This window comes from Neisseria sp. Marseille-Q2251, from assembly GCF_940793045.1.
GTDB lineage: Bacteria > Pseudomonadota > Gammaproteobacteria > Burkholderiales > Neisseriaceae > Neisseria.
This window is the reverse complement of record NZ_CALNWV010000018.1, coordinates 24,558-41,506: the sequence shown is the minus strand read 5'-3', so window position 1 is coordinate 41,506 and position 16,949 is coordinate 24,558. Positions and strand designations below refer to the sequence as shown.

Annotated in this window: 14 protein-coding genes; 8 read left to right on the top strand and 6 right to left on the bottom strand. The window is 51.1% G+C overall.

The features are described from left to right. Positions 1-175: 175 nt before the first annotated feature. Positions 176-2,233: a polyphosphate kinase 1 gene (gene ppk1, locus AAG834_RS07820; protein WP_342031792.1), complete on the bottom strand. Its 2,058-nt coding sequence runs from the start codon at positions 2,231-2,233 to the stop codon at positions 176-178. 610 nt (positions 2,234-2,843) lie between these two features. On the opposite strand from ppk1, the gene AAG834_RS07815 reads away from it, so the two are divergent. From AAG834_RS07815 to AAG834_RS07795, 5 genes are all read left to right on the top strand, one after another. After that, on the top strand, positions 2,844-3,818 hold the full coding sequence (locus AAG834_RS07815) for an ABC transporter permease (protein WP_342031791.1): 975 nt from the start codon (positions 2,844-2,846) through the stop codon (positions 3,816-3,818). Next, the gene (locus AAG834_RS07810; RefSeq protein ID WP_342031790.1) at positions 3,808-4,806 is read left to right on the top strand and encodes an iron chelate uptake ABC transporter family permease subunit; all 999 of its coding nucleotides are present in this window, start codon (positions 3,808-3,810) and stop codon (positions 4,804-4,806) included. The genes AAG834_RS07815 and AAG834_RS07810 overlap by 11 nt, the downstream gene beginning before the upstream one ends. 155 nt (positions 4,807-4,961) lie before the next feature. Continuing rightward, positions 4,962-6,827 (top strand): acyltransferase family protein, encoded by a 1,866-nt coding sequence (locus AAG834_RS07805; RefSeq protein ID WP_342031789.1) that lies wholly within the window; start codon positions 4,962-4,964, stop codon positions 6,825-6,827. A 58-nt stretch (positions 6,828-6,885) separates the two neighbouring features. Next, on the top strand, positions 6,886-7,509 hold the full coding sequence (locus tag AAG834_RS07800; protein WP_146736661.1) for an FmdE family protein: 624 nt from the start codon (positions 6,886-6,888) through the stop codon (positions 7,507-7,509). A 72-nt stretch (positions 7,510-7,581) separates the two neighbouring features. After that, positions 7,582-8,340, top strand: a complete 759-nt coding sequence (locus AAG834_RS07795) for an iron ABC transporter ATP-binding protein (RefSeq protein ID WP_342031788.1) — start codon at positions 7,582-7,584, stop codon at positions 8,338-8,340. A gap of 389 nt (positions 8,341-8,729) precedes the next feature. On the opposite strand, the gene AAG834_RS07790 is transcribed toward AAG834_RS07795, so the two are convergent. The 3 genes from AAG834_RS07790 to AAG834_RS07780 all read right to left on the bottom strand — a co-directional run bounded on the left by AAG834_RS07790 (position 8,730) and on the right by AAG834_RS07780 (position 10,935). Further along, the gene (locus AAG834_RS07790; protein ID WP_342031787.1) at positions 8,730-9,404 is read right to left on the bottom strand and encodes a hypothetical protein; all 675 of its coding nucleotides are present in this window, start codon (positions 9,402-9,404) and stop codon (positions 8,730-8,732) included. A 289-nt stretch (positions 9,405-9,693) separates the two neighbouring features. Beyond that, positions 9,694-10,032: an iron-sulfur cluster insertion protein ErpA gene (erpA, locus tag AAG834_RS07785; protein ID WP_003758366.1), complete on the bottom strand. Its 339-nt coding sequence runs from the start codon at positions 10,030-10,032 to the stop codon at positions 9,694-9,696. Positions 10,033-10,248: 216 nt separating this feature from the next. Beyond that, positions 10,249-10,935, bottom strand: a complete 687-nt coding sequence (locus AAG834_RS07780; RefSeq protein WP_003758368.1) for a S24 family peptidase — start codon at positions 10,933-10,935, stop codon at positions 10,249-10,251. A 299-nt stretch (positions 10,936-11,234) separates the two neighbouring features. Here AAG834_RS07780 and AAG834_RS07775 point away from each other — a divergent pair, with 299 nt between their 5' ends. After that, positions 11,235-11,510, top strand: a complete 276-nt coding sequence (locus AAG834_RS07775) for a hypothetical protein (protein ID WP_342031786.1) — start codon at positions 11,235-11,237, stop codon at positions 11,508-11,510. Between the two features lie 413 nt (positions 11,511-11,923). Here the strand turns inward: AAG834_RS07775 and argC are convergent, their stop codons facing one another. After that, positions 11,924-12,967, bottom strand: a complete 1,044-nt coding sequence (gene argC, locus AAG834_RS07765) for an N-acetyl-gamma-glutamyl-phosphate reductase (RefSeq protein WP_342031785.1) — start codon at positions 12,965-12,967, stop codon at positions 11,924-11,926. A 137-nt stretch (positions 12,968-13,104) separates the two neighbouring features. Next, a complete protein-coding gene (locus tag AAG834_RS07760; protein WP_342031784.1) occupies positions 13,105-13,950 on the bottom strand; it encodes a DUF817 domain-containing protein in 846 nt (281 codons plus the stop codon). Between the two features lie 389 nt (positions 13,951-14,339). On the opposite strand from AAG834_RS07760, the gene AAG834_RS07755 reads away from it, so the two are divergent. Then, positions 14,340-15,623, top strand: coding sequence for a deoxyribodipyrimidine photo-lyase (locus AAG834_RS07755; protein ID WP_342031783.1), 1,284 nt, complete (start codon positions 14,340-14,342; stop codon positions 15,621-15,623). Positions 15,624-16,353: 730 nt separating this feature from the next. Next, the gene (locus AAG834_RS07750) at positions 16,354-16,617 is read left to right on the top strand and encodes a PAAR domain-containing protein (protein WP_342031782.1); all 264 of its coding nucleotides are present in this window, start codon (positions 16,354-16,356) and stop codon (positions 16,615-16,617) included. Positions 16,618-16,949 lie beyond the last annotated feature (332 nt).

Genomic DNA, 16,949 nt, shown 5'->3' with positions numbered 1-16,949 from the left:
ATCAATCACCTGATCCAACTTCAATAGTGGGAAGCGGTCGATGTGTTTGGCAATCATGGCTTGTACGGTTTGCCGGAAGAAGGTGCTCATGAGAAATCCGCTAAATGTCTTGGTGGGAATTTAGGGGATTTTGGGGAATTTTGCAAAGGTCTCGACCTTTTGTGTTGCTTAAGCGTTAACGCCCGTACATTTCCCACAAACTCTCTTGCAGGCTGAAGGCGGGTTCGCCGTTTTCGGGTTGGGCGCGGGTGTAGCTGCCGTCGGGCTGCATCAGCCAGGCGCGGGTATTGTCTTGCAGTGCCATTTCGATGCCTTCGCGGATGACGCGGGCTTTGAGTTCGGGCGTGAAAATCGGGGTGGCGACTTCGATGCGGCGGAAGAAGTTGCGCCCCATCCAGTCGGCGCTGGAGATGAAGGTATCGTCCGCGCCGTTGTTGTGGAAGCAGTACACGCGGGAGTGTTCGAGCTGTCTGCCGATAATGGAGCGGACGCGGATGTTTTCGGACAGGCCTTTGACACCGGGGCGCAGGGTACACATGCCGCGTACGATGAGGTCGATTTGCACGCCTGCGCTGCTGGCACGGTAGAGGGCGTCGATGACGCTTGGCTCAATCAGTGAATTCATTTTGGCGCGGATGCGGGCGGGTTTGCCTGCTTTGGCGTGTTGGATTTCGCGCTCGATGCGGTCGATGACCATTTTGTGCAGGGTAAACGGGCTTTGGTAGAGCTTGTTCAGACGACCCGGTTTGCCCAAGCCTGTGATTTCCATAAAGAGGGTGTTCACGTCGGCGGTGATTTGGTCGTCGGCGGTGATGATGCCGAAGTCGGTGTAAATACGCGATGTGCCTTGATGGTAGTTGCCGGTACCGAGGTGGGCGTAGCGTTTGAGCGCACCGTTTTCGCGGCGGATGACGAGTGCCATTTTGGCGTGGATTTTGTAGCCGAATACGCCGTAAACGACGTGTGCGCCTGCGTTTTCAAGCTGTTGCGCCCAGTTGACGTTGTTGGCTTCGTCAAAACGCGCCATGAGTTCGACGACGACGGTTACTTGTTTGCCGGCAAGGGCGGCTTTCATCAGGGCGCGGACGAGTTCGGAATTGCTGCCGGTGCGGTAAATGGTCATTTTGACGGCGAGGACGGCGGGGTCGGCGGCGGCTTCGCGTATCATGTGGACGACGGGGTCGAAGGACTGATACGGATGGTGCAGCAGGATGGGCGATTGTTTCGCCAGTTTGAAAATCGATCCGTTCTTGCGCAATGCTTTCAGACGACCTGCTCCGCGCGCGGGAAACTTGAGGTCTGGACGGTCAACCAAATCGGGCACGGCATTAAGGCGCACGAGGTTGACCGGGCCTTTGACTTGGTAAAGCTCGGCGGGGGTGAGTTTGAACTGGGCGAGCAGGAAGTTATGGATGTGGGGCGGGCAGGTGTCGGCAACTTCGAGGCGAACGCCGTCGCCGTATTCGCGGTCGTGCAATTCGTTTTGAATGGCGGCGCGCAGGTTTTTGAGGTCTTCTTCATCGACGGTCAGGTCGCTGTCTCGGGTGAGGCGGAACTGGTGGCAGCCTTTGACCGTCATGCCGGGGAAGAGTTTGCCGACGTGGGCGTGCAGGATGGAGGAAAGGAAGACGAAGCCGCTGCCGCCTTCGCACAATTCGGCAGGCAGGGGGACGACGCGCGGCAGGATGCGCGGGGCTTGCACAATCGCCATGCCGGAGGGTCGGCCGAATGCGTCCGTACCTTCAAGCTCGACGGCGAAGTTGAGCGATTTGTTCAGCGGACGCGGGAAGGGGTGCGACGGGTCGAGTCCGATGGGAGTGAGGATGGGCAGCAGCTCGGCATCGAAATACTGCTCGATCCATTTCTGCTGCCCTTGCGTCCAGTTGCGGCGGCGGTAAAAATGGATGCCTTGTTTGCCCAGTTCGGGCTGCAAGACTTCGTTGAACAGGCGGTATTGCTCCTGTATCAGCGTGTGCGCTTCGGCGGCGACGGCGGCGATGGTTTCGGACGGCGTGGTGCCGTTGTCCAAACGCTCGTGCGGATTCATTTTTTGCGCGCGTTTGAGCCACGCCATGCGTACCTCGAAAAATTCGTCGAGGTTGGAAGACACGATACACAAAAACCGCAAACGTTCCAAAAGCGGCACGTTTTCATCCTGCGCCTGCGCCAAAACGCGGCGATTGAAAGCGAGCAAGCTTAGTTCGCGGCAGAGGATGCGGTTTTGTTCGGGCATGGTGTTCTCCTGAAGCGGGTTGGGTGGATAGTTATAGTGGATTAACTTTAAACCAGTACGGCGTTGCCTCGCCTTAGCTCAAAGAGAACGATTCTCTAAGGTGCTGAAGCACCAAGTGAATCGGTTCCGTACTATCTGTACTGTCTGCGGCTTCGTCGCCTTGCCCTGATTTAAATTTAATCCACTATAATTGGGAAGTATAACGCGTTTCGGACGGGTGGGGCAGTAGTGCGGGATGGGCGGGCGGTTGGCAGGGCGGGAGGTCGTCTGAAAAGGCTGTCTGGGTGTTTTTTGTATGGGGCAAGTGTTTTCAGACGAGGTGTATAAGAATGGTTATTATTTGTGCAAATATTGTTTATTTTTATAGTAAATGGTATCGTTAGCACGGTTTTTTAGGGCGAAAGCCGGTCTGAATTTTGCCCGAACTGACTGTCAGCATTTTTTCAGACGACCTTGTTGTAGTGGATTAAATTTAAATCAGGACAAGGCGACGAAGCCGCAGACAGTACAGATAGTACGGCAAGGCGAGGCAACGCTGTACTGGTTTAAAGTTAATCCACTATATCGTCTTTACGGCGTTTGTTTTTCTATCTGAATTATTTTTTCCCTTATGTTCGTCAAACCTTTATCTTTAAATTTAATCAACTGCTTTGTGCTGGTGGTGCTGTTTGTTGTCAGCCTGTCGGTGGGTGTCGGCGATTTCCGCTGGGCGGATGTGTTTCGCTGGACTTTGTCTGACAGTACGGAACTGATGCTGGTCAGCCGCCTGCCGCGCACGTTTGCGATTGTGCTGGCTGGGGCATCGATGGCGGTGGCGGGAATGATTATGCAGATTTTGATGCGCAACCGTTTTGTCGAGCCGTCTATGGTGGGGGCGAGTCAGAGCGCGGCGTTGGGCATGTTGGCGATGAGGTTGATGTTTTCGACCGCCGACATGAGGGTAAATATGGCATTTTCTGCCGTGGCGGCGTTGGCGGGTATGTTGGTATTTATGATGCTGATACGCCGTTTGCCGCCGACGGCGCAGTTGATGGTGCCGCTGGTGGGGATTATTTTCGGCGGCGTTATCGAGGCGGTGACGACGTTTATCGCCTATGAATTTGAGATGATGCAGTTGTTGAGCGTGTGGCAGCAGGGCGATTTTTCGGGCGTGCTGTTGGGGCGTTACGAATTGCTGTGGCTGACGGGCGGCTTGGCATTGGCGGCGTATTTGATTGCCGACCAGCTGACGATTTTGGGCTTGGGCGAAACAGTGAGCGTGAATTTGGGTCTGAACCGGACGGCGGTGTTGTGGGTAGGTTTGGTGATTGTTGCGCTGATTACGTCGCTGGTGTTGGTAACGGTCGGCAATATTCCGTTTATCGGGCTGGTCGTGCCGAACATCATCAGCCGCCTGATGGGCGACAAGCTGCGCCAAAGCCTGCCTGCAGTGGCTTTGCTCGGCGCGTCGCTGGTGCTTTTGTGCGATATTTTGGGGCGCGTGATTGTGTTCCCGTTTGAAATTCCGGTCTCAACCGTGTTCGGTGTGTTGGGTACGGTGTTGTTCTTGTGGATTTTGTTGAGGAAGCCTGCCCATGTCGTCTGAAAACAAGCGTAGCGCGCTTCGCTCAAACAAGGTTGCGTTTATGCAGTGTTCTTCCCGTCCGCTGTGGGTGGCGTTCGTCTTGCTGTTGGCGTGTTGTACGCTATTCCTGACTTTGAACATACAAGGTGATTGGGATTTTGTGTTGCAACTGCGGCTGACCAAACTGGCGGCTTTGCTGTTGGTGGCGTACGCGGTCGGGGTTTCGACCCAGCTTTTCCAAACGCTGACGAACAATCCGATTCTTACGCCTTCGATTTTGGGCTTCGATTCGCTTTATGTGTTTTTGCAAACGCTTTTGCTGTTTGCCTTGGGCGGGGTGGGCTATACGTCGCTGCCGCTGACGGGTAAGTTCGGCTTTGAGCTGGTGATGATGATGGGCGGCTCGCTGCTTTTGTTTTACACACTCATCCGGCAGGGCGGACGCGATTTGTCGCGCATGATTTTAATCGGCGTGATTTTCGGGATTTTGTTCCGCAGCCTCTCTTCGCTGCTGACGCGCATGATTGATCCGGAGGAATTTACGGCGGCGCAGGCGAACATGTTTGCAAACTTCAATACGGTTCACAGCGAGCTTTTGGGCGTAGGCGCGCTGATTCTGCTGGCGAGTGTGGTGGCGGTTTGGCGCGAGCGGCACCGTCTGGACGTTCATCTTTTGGGGCGCGACCAAACGATTAACTTGGGCATAAACTATACGCGCAATACCTTGTGGCTGCTGCTTTGGATTGCCGCGCTCGTGGCGACGGCGACGGCGGTGGTCGGGCCGGTCAGCTTCTTCGGCCTGCTGGCTGCCGCGCTTGCCAACCATTTCGCCCCGAGCGTGCGCCATAGCGTGCGGCTGCCGATGACGGTGTGTGTCGGCGGCATCCTGCTGGTCGGCGGACAAACCGTGTTCGAACACCTGCTCGGTATGAAGGCGGTGTTGAGCGTGGTGGTTGAATTTGCCGGCGGGCTGGTGTTTTTGTATTTGGTGTTGAAACGCAAGCGCTAGGTCGTCTGAAAACTTTTTGAGCCTGAATTCGAATGGCGTAAACCACTATTTCCAAACGGTATATTTCGTTTTCCACGCCCTTGGATTTGATAGCGTGAATGAAACTAAATATCGAGTTCTTACTCATAATAAGCATCACTATCAAGGTGCGTACTATGAGTAAAGTGTTGAAATACCGTCCTGATTTGGATGGGATACGGGCATTGGCGGTTTTATCCGTCATCGTATTTCATATCGATCCCCAATGGCTGCCGGGCGGTTTTTTGGGCGTGGATATGTTTTTCGTGTTGTCGGGATACCTGATTACGACCATTATCAGCCGCGAGATTCACGACGGCAGCTTTTCGTTTCTCGAGTTTTATAAACGACGCGCCAAACGCATTTTGCCGGTCTTTGCCTGCGTATTGCTTTGCACGACGGTCGTTGCCGCCATTTTCTTTTTGTCTTTCGATTTGCGCCAATACGTCAAATCTGCCGTCTATGCCTTGCTGTTTGCCGCCAATCTGTTTTTTGCGCGCCGTGGCGGTTATTTTGATGCGGATGCGACGGAAAAGCCGTTGCAACATATTTGGTCGCTGTCGTTGGAAGAACAGTTTTACTTTATTTTCCCCGCGTTGCTGATTCTGTTTTTCCGTATCAGCAAACGGCGCAATGTGCGGACGTTTATCCTTTTGCTGATTGTCATCAGCCTGTTTTCCGCGCTGTTGCCGACTTTGGGTATGGAGGCGTATTTCCTGCCGCATGTGCGCGCTTATGAGCTGCTGGTCGGTTCGCTTTTTGCCTTTATTCCGCCCGCCGAACAAAACGACAAAGCCAGTACGCCGCTGTTCGGATGGCTGATGATGGCGGTCATCGCCGTCACGCTGGTGCTGCCCTACGGCGTCCTGCCCGGCGCGGGAAACATCGAACGGCTGCTTTGCTGTCTGGCGGTCGGCGGTTTGATTTATTCGGGCAAATCATTGCAGATGCAGGAAGGCTTCAATACGTCCAAATTGTTGAGCCTCAAGCCTGTGGTGTTTATCGGGTTGATTTCGTATTCGCTGTATTTGTGGCACTGGGTGGTGTTGGCGCTGATGCGTTACATTTATATGGACGCGCAGCTTCCGCTCGCCGCATCGGCACTGGCTGTCATCATCATGCTGCTGTTGTCGGTGTTGTCCTATTATTTTGTGGAAACACCGGCGCGGAAGGTAAAGAATTTTACGACGGCGAAATTCAAATGGAGCATGGCGGCTTATTTTGCGCTGCTGATTCCTGCGGCTGCCTATCTGATGACCGCCAAACCTGCCGCGTTTGAAACCACTTTGTACAAGGCTGATGAAAGCAAAATTTGCGCAGACACGCTGACCAAAACCGACTGTGCCGTCGGTGCGGCAAACAAAAAGCCTGAAGTTTTGGTCATCGGCGACTCACATGCCGCGCATTTAAGCCCGTTCCTCGACATTGTCGGCAAAAAAGAAGGCTGGTCGGCGGACGTCATTACGTCCAACAGCTGCGCCACTGCGTTCGGATTCGTCCTGCCCGACAGCGACCGCCGTGCCGACCGCTGCAATCCGTATAACAGTTTTATCGAACAAAAAACCAAAGACTATCCTGTCATCATCATTTCGCAACGCTGGTTCCTTCATACCGCTAAACCGGAATTTTTAGAACGGTTCAACACAATGCTGGAGGATTTGGTGAAGGCGGGCAAGCAAGTGTACGTTTTGGCGGATACGCCTATGGACGGACAGCTGCCGTTGCGGCGTTATTACCTGAGACAAAATCTCGGTATCGACATCCATTATGTTTCAGAGGATAAAAAGGCAGAAATCCGCGATTCCGCCAAGTCGGAAGACGAAGTCGAAAAAATCGTGAAGCAGCACCGCAGCGTACAATGGGTGGACTTTATGCAGTACATCCCCGCGGACAAACTCATAGACGGGCTGCCGGTGTACTTCGATACCAACCACCTCAACCCGTTCGGTTCAAGTAAAATTGCCGAAATGTTTATCAACGATAAACGCACCCTGTTGAAATAAGCACAAAGGTCGTCTGAAAACAGATTCAGACGACCTCTTTAAAGTAAAAGGATACCGTATGACTCAAGAACATTTCCCCGAATTTTTCGAGCAAGCCCCGACGCTGACCGTCCAAGACGCGCTCGCCGAATTTCTCGGCGCGGCAGAGGAGGGCATCATGCAGTATCGCTACGCCGATGCCGTCCGCCTGTGCGGACACTCCTGCCCCACTGTCGCAGGCGCGTATCTCATGACGCTTAAAGGCCTGAAAGCACTTTACGGCAGCGACCTGCCGCAGCGCGGAAGAATCGAAGCCGCCATGCAGGGTGCGCGCGACGAAGGCACGGTCGGCGTTACCGCATCCGTCGTCCAACTCTTAACCGGCGCCGCTCCCGAAACGGGCTTCGGCGGTGTCGGTCCGCAAGGACGCTTCGCCCGCCGCAACCTGTTGAGTTTCGATGCCGACATCGAAGGCACGCTGACCCTGCGTCGTAAAGACAACGGCAAAACCGTCGCCGTCAGCCTCAACGCCGCCATGCAGCCCTTCGCCCCCGAAATGCGCGACATCATGCCCAAAGCCGTCAGCGGCACCGCCACCGCAGAAGAACTCAAACGCTTCGGCGAACTCTGGCAGGCGCGTGTCAAAGCCTTCTTGATTGATTTGGCAGACAATCCCCAATTCGTCATCGTTCGCGAAATCTGAAGCCCATCATTTTCAGACGACCTCCCATGTTCTGAGGTCGTCTGAAAACAAATCCACACATCAAGTCCACTCATGATTACCATCCGCAACGTCAGCTTCCACATCGGCGGCAACCCCATCCTCAACAACGTCAGCCTAGACATCCCCGAAGGCGGCATTACCGCGCTCATCGGCCCCAACGGCGCAGGCAAATCCACGCTCCTCTCCTTCATGGCGCGCCTCCGCCCGCTGGAGCAGGGCAGCATCAGCTACGCCGGCAAAGATGTTTCCACCACACCTACCGCCGAGCTGGCAAAAACGCTCTCCATCCTGACCCAAGAAAACAGCGTCATGAGCCGCATTACCGTGCGTGATCTGCTCATGTTCGGGCGTTATCCCTACCACCAAGGCAGACCGACCCCCGAAGACCTCGCCATCGTCGAAAACGCACTTTCCGAGTTCAAACTGGACAGCTTCGCCAACCGCTACCTGACGGAACTCTCCGGCGGACAACGCCAACGCGCCATGATTGCCATGGTCTTCTGCCAAAGCACCGATTACGTCCTCTTGGACGAACCGCTCAACAACCTCGATATGTACCACGCCCGCGCCCTCATGCAGCTGCTCCAGCGGCTGACCCGCGAACACAAGCGCACCACCGTCGTCGTCCTGCACGACATCAATCAAGCCGCCGCCTATGCAGACCACGTCGTCGCCATGAAAAACGGACAAGTCGCCATGACCGGCACGCCGAACGACATCTTTACCGCTGAAAATATTAAAGATTTGTTTGATATGGATGTGGACGTATTGGACTATCAGGGCAAGAAGCTGGTCATTCATCACGTTTGAGATGCGGATGTGGAAAAGGTCGTCTGAAAAGTTTTCAGACGACCTTTTGTTATATCTGACCTGTTCGAACAGCTATGGCGAATTGGCAGCGGGTTAAATATAGTGGATTAACTTTAAACCAGTACGGCGTTGCCTCGCCTTAGCTCAAAGAGAACGATTCTCTAAGGTGCTGAAGCACCGAGTGAATCGGTTCCGTACTATCTGCGGCTTCGTCGCCTTGTCCTGATTTAAAGTTAATCCACTATAAATGAATACGGCGTTGCTGCGGTTTGAAGAGGGTAATTCTTTAAATGGATGAAGCAGCTTTAGAAAATCGGTCTCATACGATTTGCACTGTCTCTGCTGCCATATTGTCCTGATTTAAACTTAAGCCCTATACCGTGTTCCGTTTATAGGAATTTGGCGGCAAGGTATCCGGCAGCCACCAAGCCGAACATGGCAAGAATACCCAATACGCTGATCAGAATGTAAGTGTTCTTTTTGGATTGCAAAGCAGCCAATTGGGGTTCTTCACCCAATTCTTGGCGAAGCTTGCTTTCCAGTTCCGAACGGATTTGTTTGCGCAGGAGTTTTTCTTCGCGCTCTTTTTCGATTTGCAGCTTATGGGCGATTTCCGCTTGTTTTTTATGCTCAAACGCCACCCGTTCCTGCCATTCGATGCGCTTGCGCTGGATGATTTGCTCGGTTGCGCTGGCAAGGTGGAAATGGCAGACGGGACATTCCGTCGCCTCGTGATCCTCAATCAGGGTTAAACATACGGGACATTGGCGGATTTCAGGAGCCGCTTCTTCCTGCTCTTCGCCACTGAGATCCAGCTCCAATTCCATCGATTGACGGACGATGACATCCAAACCTAAATAATTGAAATATTGTTGGGCGTTTTCACGTTCGTCTTGGGTACAGTTTTCAGCAATAATGGCTTGCGGACGCTCGGCAAGCGCTTGAACCAAATCTTCGGCTTCTTTTTCCGGCAGATTATCGTACAAACAGGCGTTGATGCGCTCGCGATCGACATCCGGCGGATAAGAAACATAAACGTCGTAAAGTTTATCTTGTTTCTTCATTGTGATCCCATGAGATATAAAATCCTGCTTTGTCATCTGAAGGCAGGTATTTAGTGTCGGTTTTGTTATAAAGTATAGATTATTATTCGTCTATTTGTCTTAACCGAAGGATAAAGGGTATTTTATTCGGCTGAAATAGTATAAATGACCGATTTTGACCAATTATAGTATATTAATGAATATTACCAAATGGAACTATGAATTATAAGATAGATGTTATTGCTTTGAAAGCATATCAATCTAAAAGGCCGCCTGAGTGAACAGACGGCCTTTTTTAGAAAACAGCGTATTAGACGGAAAATGAAGAACCGCAACCGCAAGTAGTCTCCGCATTCGGATTGCGGATAACGAATTGGGAACCTTGCAGGCTTTCGGTGTAGTCGATTTCCGCGCCGACCAAATATTGATAGCTCATCGGATCGACCAAGAAAGTCAGCCCGTTTTTTTGGATTTCAAAATCGTCATCGTTTTTGATTTCGTCAAAGGTAAATCCGTATTGGAAGCCTGAGCAGCCGCCGCCGTTGACGAATACGCGCAGTTTTAAGTCGGGGTTGTTTTCTTCGGCAATTAAATCAGCTACTTTGGTGCAGCAGCTTTCTGTAAAAATGATAGGGCTTTCGTCTGACATGATGTGATTCCTTTTATATAAATATTGCCAGTATTGTCGCGCAAACGGATTCTTGAAGCAAGAAGAGGGTGTTGCGGGTCGGGCGGCAATATCTGTCAACCACTTACATGGCTGCAATCTCGAAAAATTTCAATAGGCAGGCGGACAGCCTTTACACCGTCCGTCCTGTTAAAAAATAGGAAAACATGAATTCAGGTCGTCTGAACACAACGCAGATCAGATAATCCGTCCAAACCATTCCACGCGGCCGATGATGGCAACATCTTCGGTCATTTTGTTTAAATCGATTTCAAAGGCCGGATAGGCTTCGTTGGCGGAGATGACGTTGACGATGCCGCCGGGTATGACTTGCAGCCGTTTCACCAAAAGATTTTCATTGATACGCAGAACATATAACCCATCGCGCGGGGTGGTTTCGCTGCGGTTGATGAGGATGGTATCCCCGTCGTTCAGGACGCCTTCCATAGAATCGCCTTTGACGGAAATGACCGACAGGTTTTTGGTGTCGCGGGTAACGTAGTTTTCAATCCAGTAACGGCGGAATGCCATGGTAAACATGGGTTTTTCATCGCCGACAAGCTGTCCGTGTCCTGCGGCGGCATGGATGTCGTAGCGCGGAACGAAGATAAATTCGTCAATATCGACCGGATTGCCCAAAGTATCGTAAGCGGTGGCTTTGGGCGGCTCGGTATTGGGAAACGGCTCTCCTTCTCCCGTCAGAAGCCAGTCTATGCTGCATCCTTTGAGCTGTTTGATTTTTTTCAGGGTTTCGGATTTGGGTAATCCGCCCTCGTTCCAGATGCGGCTGAAGCCGGCAATAGTCATATCGATATCAGCCGCGATTTTGGCTTGTCGTGCTTCATCTTTCCATAGAAAAGCCAGTCTGTCTTTAAAGGTATCCATGTTGTTCCTTTGGTTTAAGTGTGATTTTTAATACACTTTGAATGATTGATGTGTATTTTACCTTAGTTTTTATCAAATTGTAAGAAAAATATTAGTTATACTAAGAAAAAGTATTGCTGTTTTTGTTTTTTCTGAGTATTATGTGCTTATTGTTAGATTAATCGAATAATTCCGGTTTAAAAATACTTTTATTCTTGATTCGTATCTCGGTTTTGATACTTTTTTATGGTTAAGCTGATTTTTTAGACCGAATTATGTTTTATTTGAATGTGTTTTAGATTTTGTTGGAGGCTGTAAAAATGACTCGTTATCGTAAAAATGCTTGGTTGGTTCTGACGGCTTTTGTATTGGGTTTTTTGGCGTTTCCTTTCAGCTATTCGCAAGCGCATCAATCCGATATCGGCGTTTCTGCACAAGAGTGCGAGCAGTTGAATAATTTGGTTTTGGAAAATATGAACGGGCAGCAGCAAGTATTTGCGCGCGAGTGTGATACGGTTGAGGCTTCGCATGATTGGGAGCAGCAGTACGGCAATTTGAATGAAGAAGAATTGGTTGCCGGTATTGTGTATGAGTGAGTGGCTGTGAGGCTGCCGTTATGAAGCTCTAAATCTGGAGGCGGGGAATTTTTGAGTTTGTATAGTGGCTTAACTTTAAACCGGTACGGCGTTGCCTCGCCTTAGCTCAAAGAGAACGATTCTCTAAGGTGCTGAAGCACCAAGTGAATCGGTTCCGTACTATCTGTACTGTCTGCGGCTTCGTCGCCTTGTCCTGATTTAAAGTTAATCCACTATATAATGGACGGGCAGGATAGGCATGCGCCGTGTGGTCGAAGTTCACCGACTAGAAATTCTTTAGATTTGTGATTTGGATAAGCATTTGCTATTGCGGTTGTTGATGAGGGGTCGTCTGAAAACGCTGTAAGTTGTTTTCAGACGACCCCTTTTATATGGATGAACATCCGTCTTGTTTGAGAAGATTGGTGTATGTATCAGGGAAGTAGCGGGGCGTTTTGCAGACCGAGTTGTTCGTCAAAACCGAACATGAGGTTCATGTTTTGAATGGCTTGTCCTGCTGCACCTTTCACTAAATTATCGATGACGGACAAGGCAATCCAAACGTTGGATTGCGGCGCTTGCTGGATGCTGATGCGGCACACATTGGCTCCGCGGACGCTGCGTGTTTCGGGTGTGGAACTGGCAGAAAGGATGTCGACAAAGGGGCTGTCCCGATAGTATTCGCGAAGTATCTCTTTAGGATGGCAACCGTCCTCAAGATGCAGGTAAAGGGTTGCGTGCATACCGCGTATCATGGGCGTGAGGTGCGGAGTGAAGATAAAACCATCGGCGATGTCTGCCTGCAATGTTTGAATGGTTTGTTTGATTTCGGGAAGGTGGCGGTGTCCGCCAATACCGTATGCTTTGAAATTGTCGCCCGCTTCGCAGAAGAGTGAACCGATGTTGCCTTTGCGCCCTGCGCCGGAGACGCCGGATTTGCAGTCGGCAATCAATGGCATGTGTGCTTTCAGACGACCTTGTTGCAACAAAGGCAATAAGGGCAGTGAAACGCAGGTGGGATAGCAGCCGGGGTTGGCGACGATGCGTGCGTTGGCAATGGCGTCGCGGTTCATTTCGCTTAATCCGTATACGGCTTGCGGGATAATATCGGGACTGGCGTGGCGCATACCGTACCATTGTTCCCATGTCGGGATGTCTTGGATGCGGAAGTCGGCGGATAGGTCGACGATACGGACGTTTTGGTTCAGGAGTGCGGGTGCTTCCTTCATGGCGACGCCGTTGGGCGTGGCAAAAAACACGACGTCACATTGATCCAGTCGGGCTTGGTCCGGCGTTTGGAAAGTTAAGTCGTAAATGCCGCGCAAACTGGGAAAGTAATCGGCAATGGCAATGCCCGCTTCGCTCCTGCTGGTAATGGCGGTTACTTCGACATTGGGGTGCGTGTTGAGTAGGCGGAGCAGTTCTACGCCGGTGTAGCCTGTTGCGCCGACGATGCCGGCTTTGATTTTTTGATTCATGATTTCTCCGTTGAATGGGCTTTAAATATGGAGGTTTAGTTTAATGGGATGAGGGTCGTCTGAAAAGGGGAAGGGGGTAATACGGCATGCTCTGATGATTGACCGTGTGGAAATCAGTATTCGTCTGACGGTATCCCTTAGTCTTTAGAAACGCTGATGGTGTGTTTGACGTGTTTTAAATTCGCCACGATGGTAAACGTCATCATCACCAGCAAGGCCCACGAACTCCATTTGCTGATATGCACCGATGCCCATGCGCCGATTTGGTTGGGATAACGCCAAACGCCGAACAAAGTCCCTAAGTTTTCCGCCAGCCAAATGAAAAAACCGATGAGGACGAACGCCAGCAGCAGCGGCATTTTTCGGGTAGTATCATAGGGCGTGTATAAAACCGTTGTCCGCGCATACAGCCCGAGTGCGAATGCGGCGAGATACCAGCGGTAGTCGCCGAGATAGTGATGAGTGAAAAAATTGACGTAAATTGCCAGCGCGCACAATGTACTCAACCAATACGGCGGATGGCTTTTGATTCTGATATTAAAGAGCCGCCAAGCCTGAATGATGTAGCTGCCGACCGCCGCATACATAAAGCCCGCAAACAGCGGCACGCCGCCGATTTTGGTGTACGCCTCGTCCGGATAGCTCCAAGACTGGATGTCGCCCGATGTCTTGAACCACTCCAAAGCAAAGCCCACCAAGTGAAACAGCGTAATCGATTTCACTTCGTCCCACGTTTCCAGCTTGAAATACAGCATCGCAGCCTGAACGGAGACTGCAAAAATCAGCAGCAGGTCATAGCGTGAAATCCCCAGCCAGCCTGTTTTCGGAATCAGGAACATGGCGATGAAAAACAAACCGGCAAACAAACAGGCGCGCGCTTCTTTCAGTCCGAAAAACCAAAATTCGACCGCAAAACGCCGCCAACCGCGCAAATCATCCCGTTTCGGGTGTTCCATCAGCCAAGTATCCAGTTTGCCCAACATATTTTCAGACGACCTTCGGGTTTACAAAGTGACGGAATATAAAGTGACGGAATATAACGGAAATGGGAAAGGGATGGGATATGCTATGACGAACGGCAATGTCGGGGGATGGGACGATGAGGGGTCGTCTGAAATCGTATGCGATGTTTGGTATTTTTTGAGCGACGATGCGACTCAAAGAAAAATCCCACGCGTTACCACATATTCAATCAAAGGAAGGCGGCGTAGATTTGGAAACGTAACGGGTATCGCTGTTTAAATCGTCAAACAGCTTTTGCGAATGACGCGTCCTAGCGTTTTCAGACGACCTCCCCGCCTTCCACCGCCTTCTTAGGACTCTAAAATTTCTGCTAAAATCAAACGCCTTATCCTTTTCAGACGACATCGCCATGCAAGCACATACATTGGTCTGGTTCCGCCGCAACCTGCGCATACGCGACAACGCCGCGTTGTCCGCCGCCGTGAAGCGGGGATTGCCTGCGGCAGGCGTGTGGGTGGCGCAGGGGTCGTCTGAAATCTCCAATCCGCGTCAGGATTGGTTTCATTATCAGGCGGCGGCGGCTTTGCATGGCTCGCTGGCGGCCTGTGGCGTGGCTTTGTATGCGGTGAACCGTGTGGAAGAATTGCCTGCTTTGGCGATGCGGTTGAATGTTCAGACCGTAATTGCAGACGAAGCCTATACGTCGTCTGAAATCGGGCAAGATAACTGCATTTGGCGGATTTTGGATGAACAAAGCGTTGCGTTCGATCGCGTTAACGACCGTGCCATATTCGCCAAGGCAGACATCATGGGCAGCCACGGCGCGCCTTATACCGACTTCCCGCATTATAAAGAAGCGTGGCTGGCTTTGTTTCGGCAGCGGTTCGGCGGGCAGGATGGGGGAGGCGGACGCACTGAAATTTTTCAGACGACCTCTGTTGAAATGCCGCCGTTTCCAGCGTGGAACGGGCAGCAGGATATGGTTTCCGCACAGCGCGGCGGCGAAGATGAGGCGGACAAACAATGGCGGCATTTTGAAGAAAATATTGGGTTTTATCCGATTATGAAGGATTTCCCTGCCAGAAAAGGCACCAGCCGATTGAGTGCGTATTTGAGCGTGGGTTGCATCTCGCCGCGCGTGTTGGCGGCCGAAGCCGCAGGGCAGGGCGCAGATGCTTGGTTGGACAACTTGATTCAGCGCGATTTCTATCAGCAGCTTGCTTACCACCGCGCCCGCATCGAGCCTGAATTCGATGCCGAATCTGCGCCGTTTTCAGACGACCTGATGGAACGCTGGCGGCGGGGGGAAACAGGTTTTCCGCTCATCGATGCCGCCATGCGCAGCCTGAAATCGAGCGGCTGGCTGCATCCCGCCCTACGCTCCCTGACGGCAGAATTTTTGTGTGGCATCCTGCATCAGCCGTCCGAACACGGCATCGCCTGGTTCGCCACACAGCAAACCGATTTTGACCCGGCGTTGAACGAAGGCAACTGGCAAACCGCCGCCCGCAATGCCCGCAGGTGTTCCATCGATATTATCCAAACCGCCCGCCGGCTTGATCCCGACGGCACATTCGTCCGCCGCCACATCCCCGAATTGGCGCATCTGCCCGCCAACCTCGTCCATACCCCGTGGTTCGCCTCGTCTGAAATTGACGCACACGGCTATCCGCCGCCCGTCGTCGCGCCCTAGAGCGTGATTATCGCTCGGTAACGGCTACGGGTTTCTCATCAAACGACCTCTTTAAGCGTAAAAATATAGTGGATTAACTTTAAACCAGTACGGCGTTGCCTCGCCTTAGCTCAAAGAGAACGATTCTCTAAGGTGCTGAAGCACCAAGTGAATCGGTTCCGTACTATCTGTACTGTCTGCGGCTTCGTCGCCTTGTCCTGATTTAAAGTTAATCCACTATAGCTTGAAGAAGTCCGCCCTTGAAATACTTTTCTCCTTAAATCTCCTATCCTCAAACTTAAAACCGTCCCATTGTGGACAGTTAATTCATTTTTGAAAGGAGCAAGTCAGGTTACCTCAAGGGGTCGTCTGAAAATTGTTTTGTTTATAGTGGATTAAAATTGCAATGATACGGCGTTGCCAACGCCCTTATGTACTACCTGTACACGGCGGACGTTGCCGCCTTGTCTCATTTTTATTTTAATCCACTATATTTTTTCTAGAGCGGATTAATTTTAAAACCGGTCGGGCGTTGTCCTGTCTTGATTCGGTATAAGATTAATATGTTGTAAATATTTGAATAGTAATGACTTTATTCATCATTTTAAAAAATCGATTGGCACTCAAACCGTCATAATTTTGCCCGCGTTATAACCCGTTTGATAAGCGGTATGAATTTGATATTTAACGGTAGTTACTAATTTATTTATTTTTTGATATGATAAGTAAATTTTTTAAAAAGGTAAAAACTATGAAAGGTATTATCAGGCTGGGAGATGCGACTACTCATGGAGGCATTGTGGTTCAAGCGTCTTCGGATATGGTCATTGAAGGAAAGCCTGCCGCTCTGGTAGGCGATTTGGTTTCTTGCCCCATACCCGGGCATGGCACCAATCCGATTATCGAAGGCAGTCAATATATGTCGTTTAAAGGGCGCGATGTCGCTGTGGACGGTTGTAAAACTGCATGCGGCTGCGCTTTGATCAGCAGTATGCCGACTGTCGGAAGCTACTAAGGGGAATGGAATCTGCAAGGAGCTAAAGTGCCGGATTGTCGGAAATAAGATACAAAATTGCATAATCCTTTTAGTGTCGCAGGTTTTTAGGGGCGCATGCCTGATTCGGGGCAGGTTTGGCAAAAAGCCTTTCATCTTAATAATTCAAAAGTTCTGATATTCAAAATACAGATTAAGTTTTTAGATTTTAAGTTTATTTTTCGGAAGTTATTATGAAGCCAATTTTTACTGGCATAGTGGTTATTATTCTAAGCATCGTCAGTGCAGTCTTACTCTACTTTTTAGGTCATAAATTCGGAATCGATACATTTGCAGCCAAAGCGGTTGTTTGG

Coding starts and splice junctions, on each gene's coding strand:
- AAG834_RS07800 (WP_146736661.1), top strand. CDS start 6,886: ATGACTCAAGAACATTTCCCCGAATTTTTCGAGCAAGCCCCGACGCTG.
- AAG834_RS07760 (WP_342031784.1), bottom strand. CDS start 13,950: ATGTTGGGCAAACTGGATACTTGGCTGATGGAACACCCGAAACGGGAT.
- AAG834_RS07815 (WP_342031791.1), top strand. CDS start 2,844: ATGTTCGTCAAACCTTTATCTTTAAATTTAATCAACTGCTTTGTGCTG.
- AAG834_RS07775 (WP_342031786.1), top strand. CDS start 11,235: ATGACTCGTTATCGTAAAAATGCTTGGTTGGTTCTGACGGCTTTTGTA.
- AAG834_RS07805 (WP_342031789.1), top strand. CDS start 4,962: ATGAGTAAAGTGTTGAAATACCGTCCTGATTTGGATGGGATACGGGCA.
- AAG834_RS07810 (WP_342031790.1), top strand. CDS start 3,808: ATGTCGTCTGAAAACAAGCGTAGCGCGCTTCGCTCAAACAAGGTTGCG.
- argC (WP_342031785.1), bottom strand. CDS start 12,967: ATGAATCAAAAAATCAAAGCCGGCATCGTCGGCGCAACAGGCTACACC.
- AAG834_RS07790 (WP_342031787.1), bottom strand. CDS start 9,404: ATGAAGAAACAAGATAAACTTTACGACGTTTATGTTTCTTATCCGCCG.
- erpA (WP_003758366.1), bottom strand. CDS start 10,032: ATGTCAGACGAAAGCCCTATCATTTTTACAGAAAGCTGCTGCACCAAA.
- AAG834_RS07755 (WP_342031783.1), top strand. CDS start 14,340: ATGCAAGCACATACATTGGTCTGGTTCCGCCGCAACCTGCGCATACGC.
- AAG834_RS07780 (WP_003758368.1), bottom strand. CDS start 10,935: ATGGATACCTTTAAAGACAGACTGGCTTTTCTATGGAAAGATGAAGCA.
- AAG834_RS07795 (WP_342031788.1), top strand. CDS start 7,582: ATGATTACCATCCGCAACGTCAGCTTCCACATCGGCGGCAACCCCATC.
- ppk1 (WP_342031792.1), bottom strand. CDS start 2,233: ATGCCCGAACAAAACCGCATCCTCTGCCGCGAACTAAGCTTGCTCGCT.
- AAG834_RS07750 (WP_342031782.1), top strand. CDS start 16,354: ATGAAAGGTATTATCAGGCTGGGAGATGCGACTACTCATGGAGGCATT.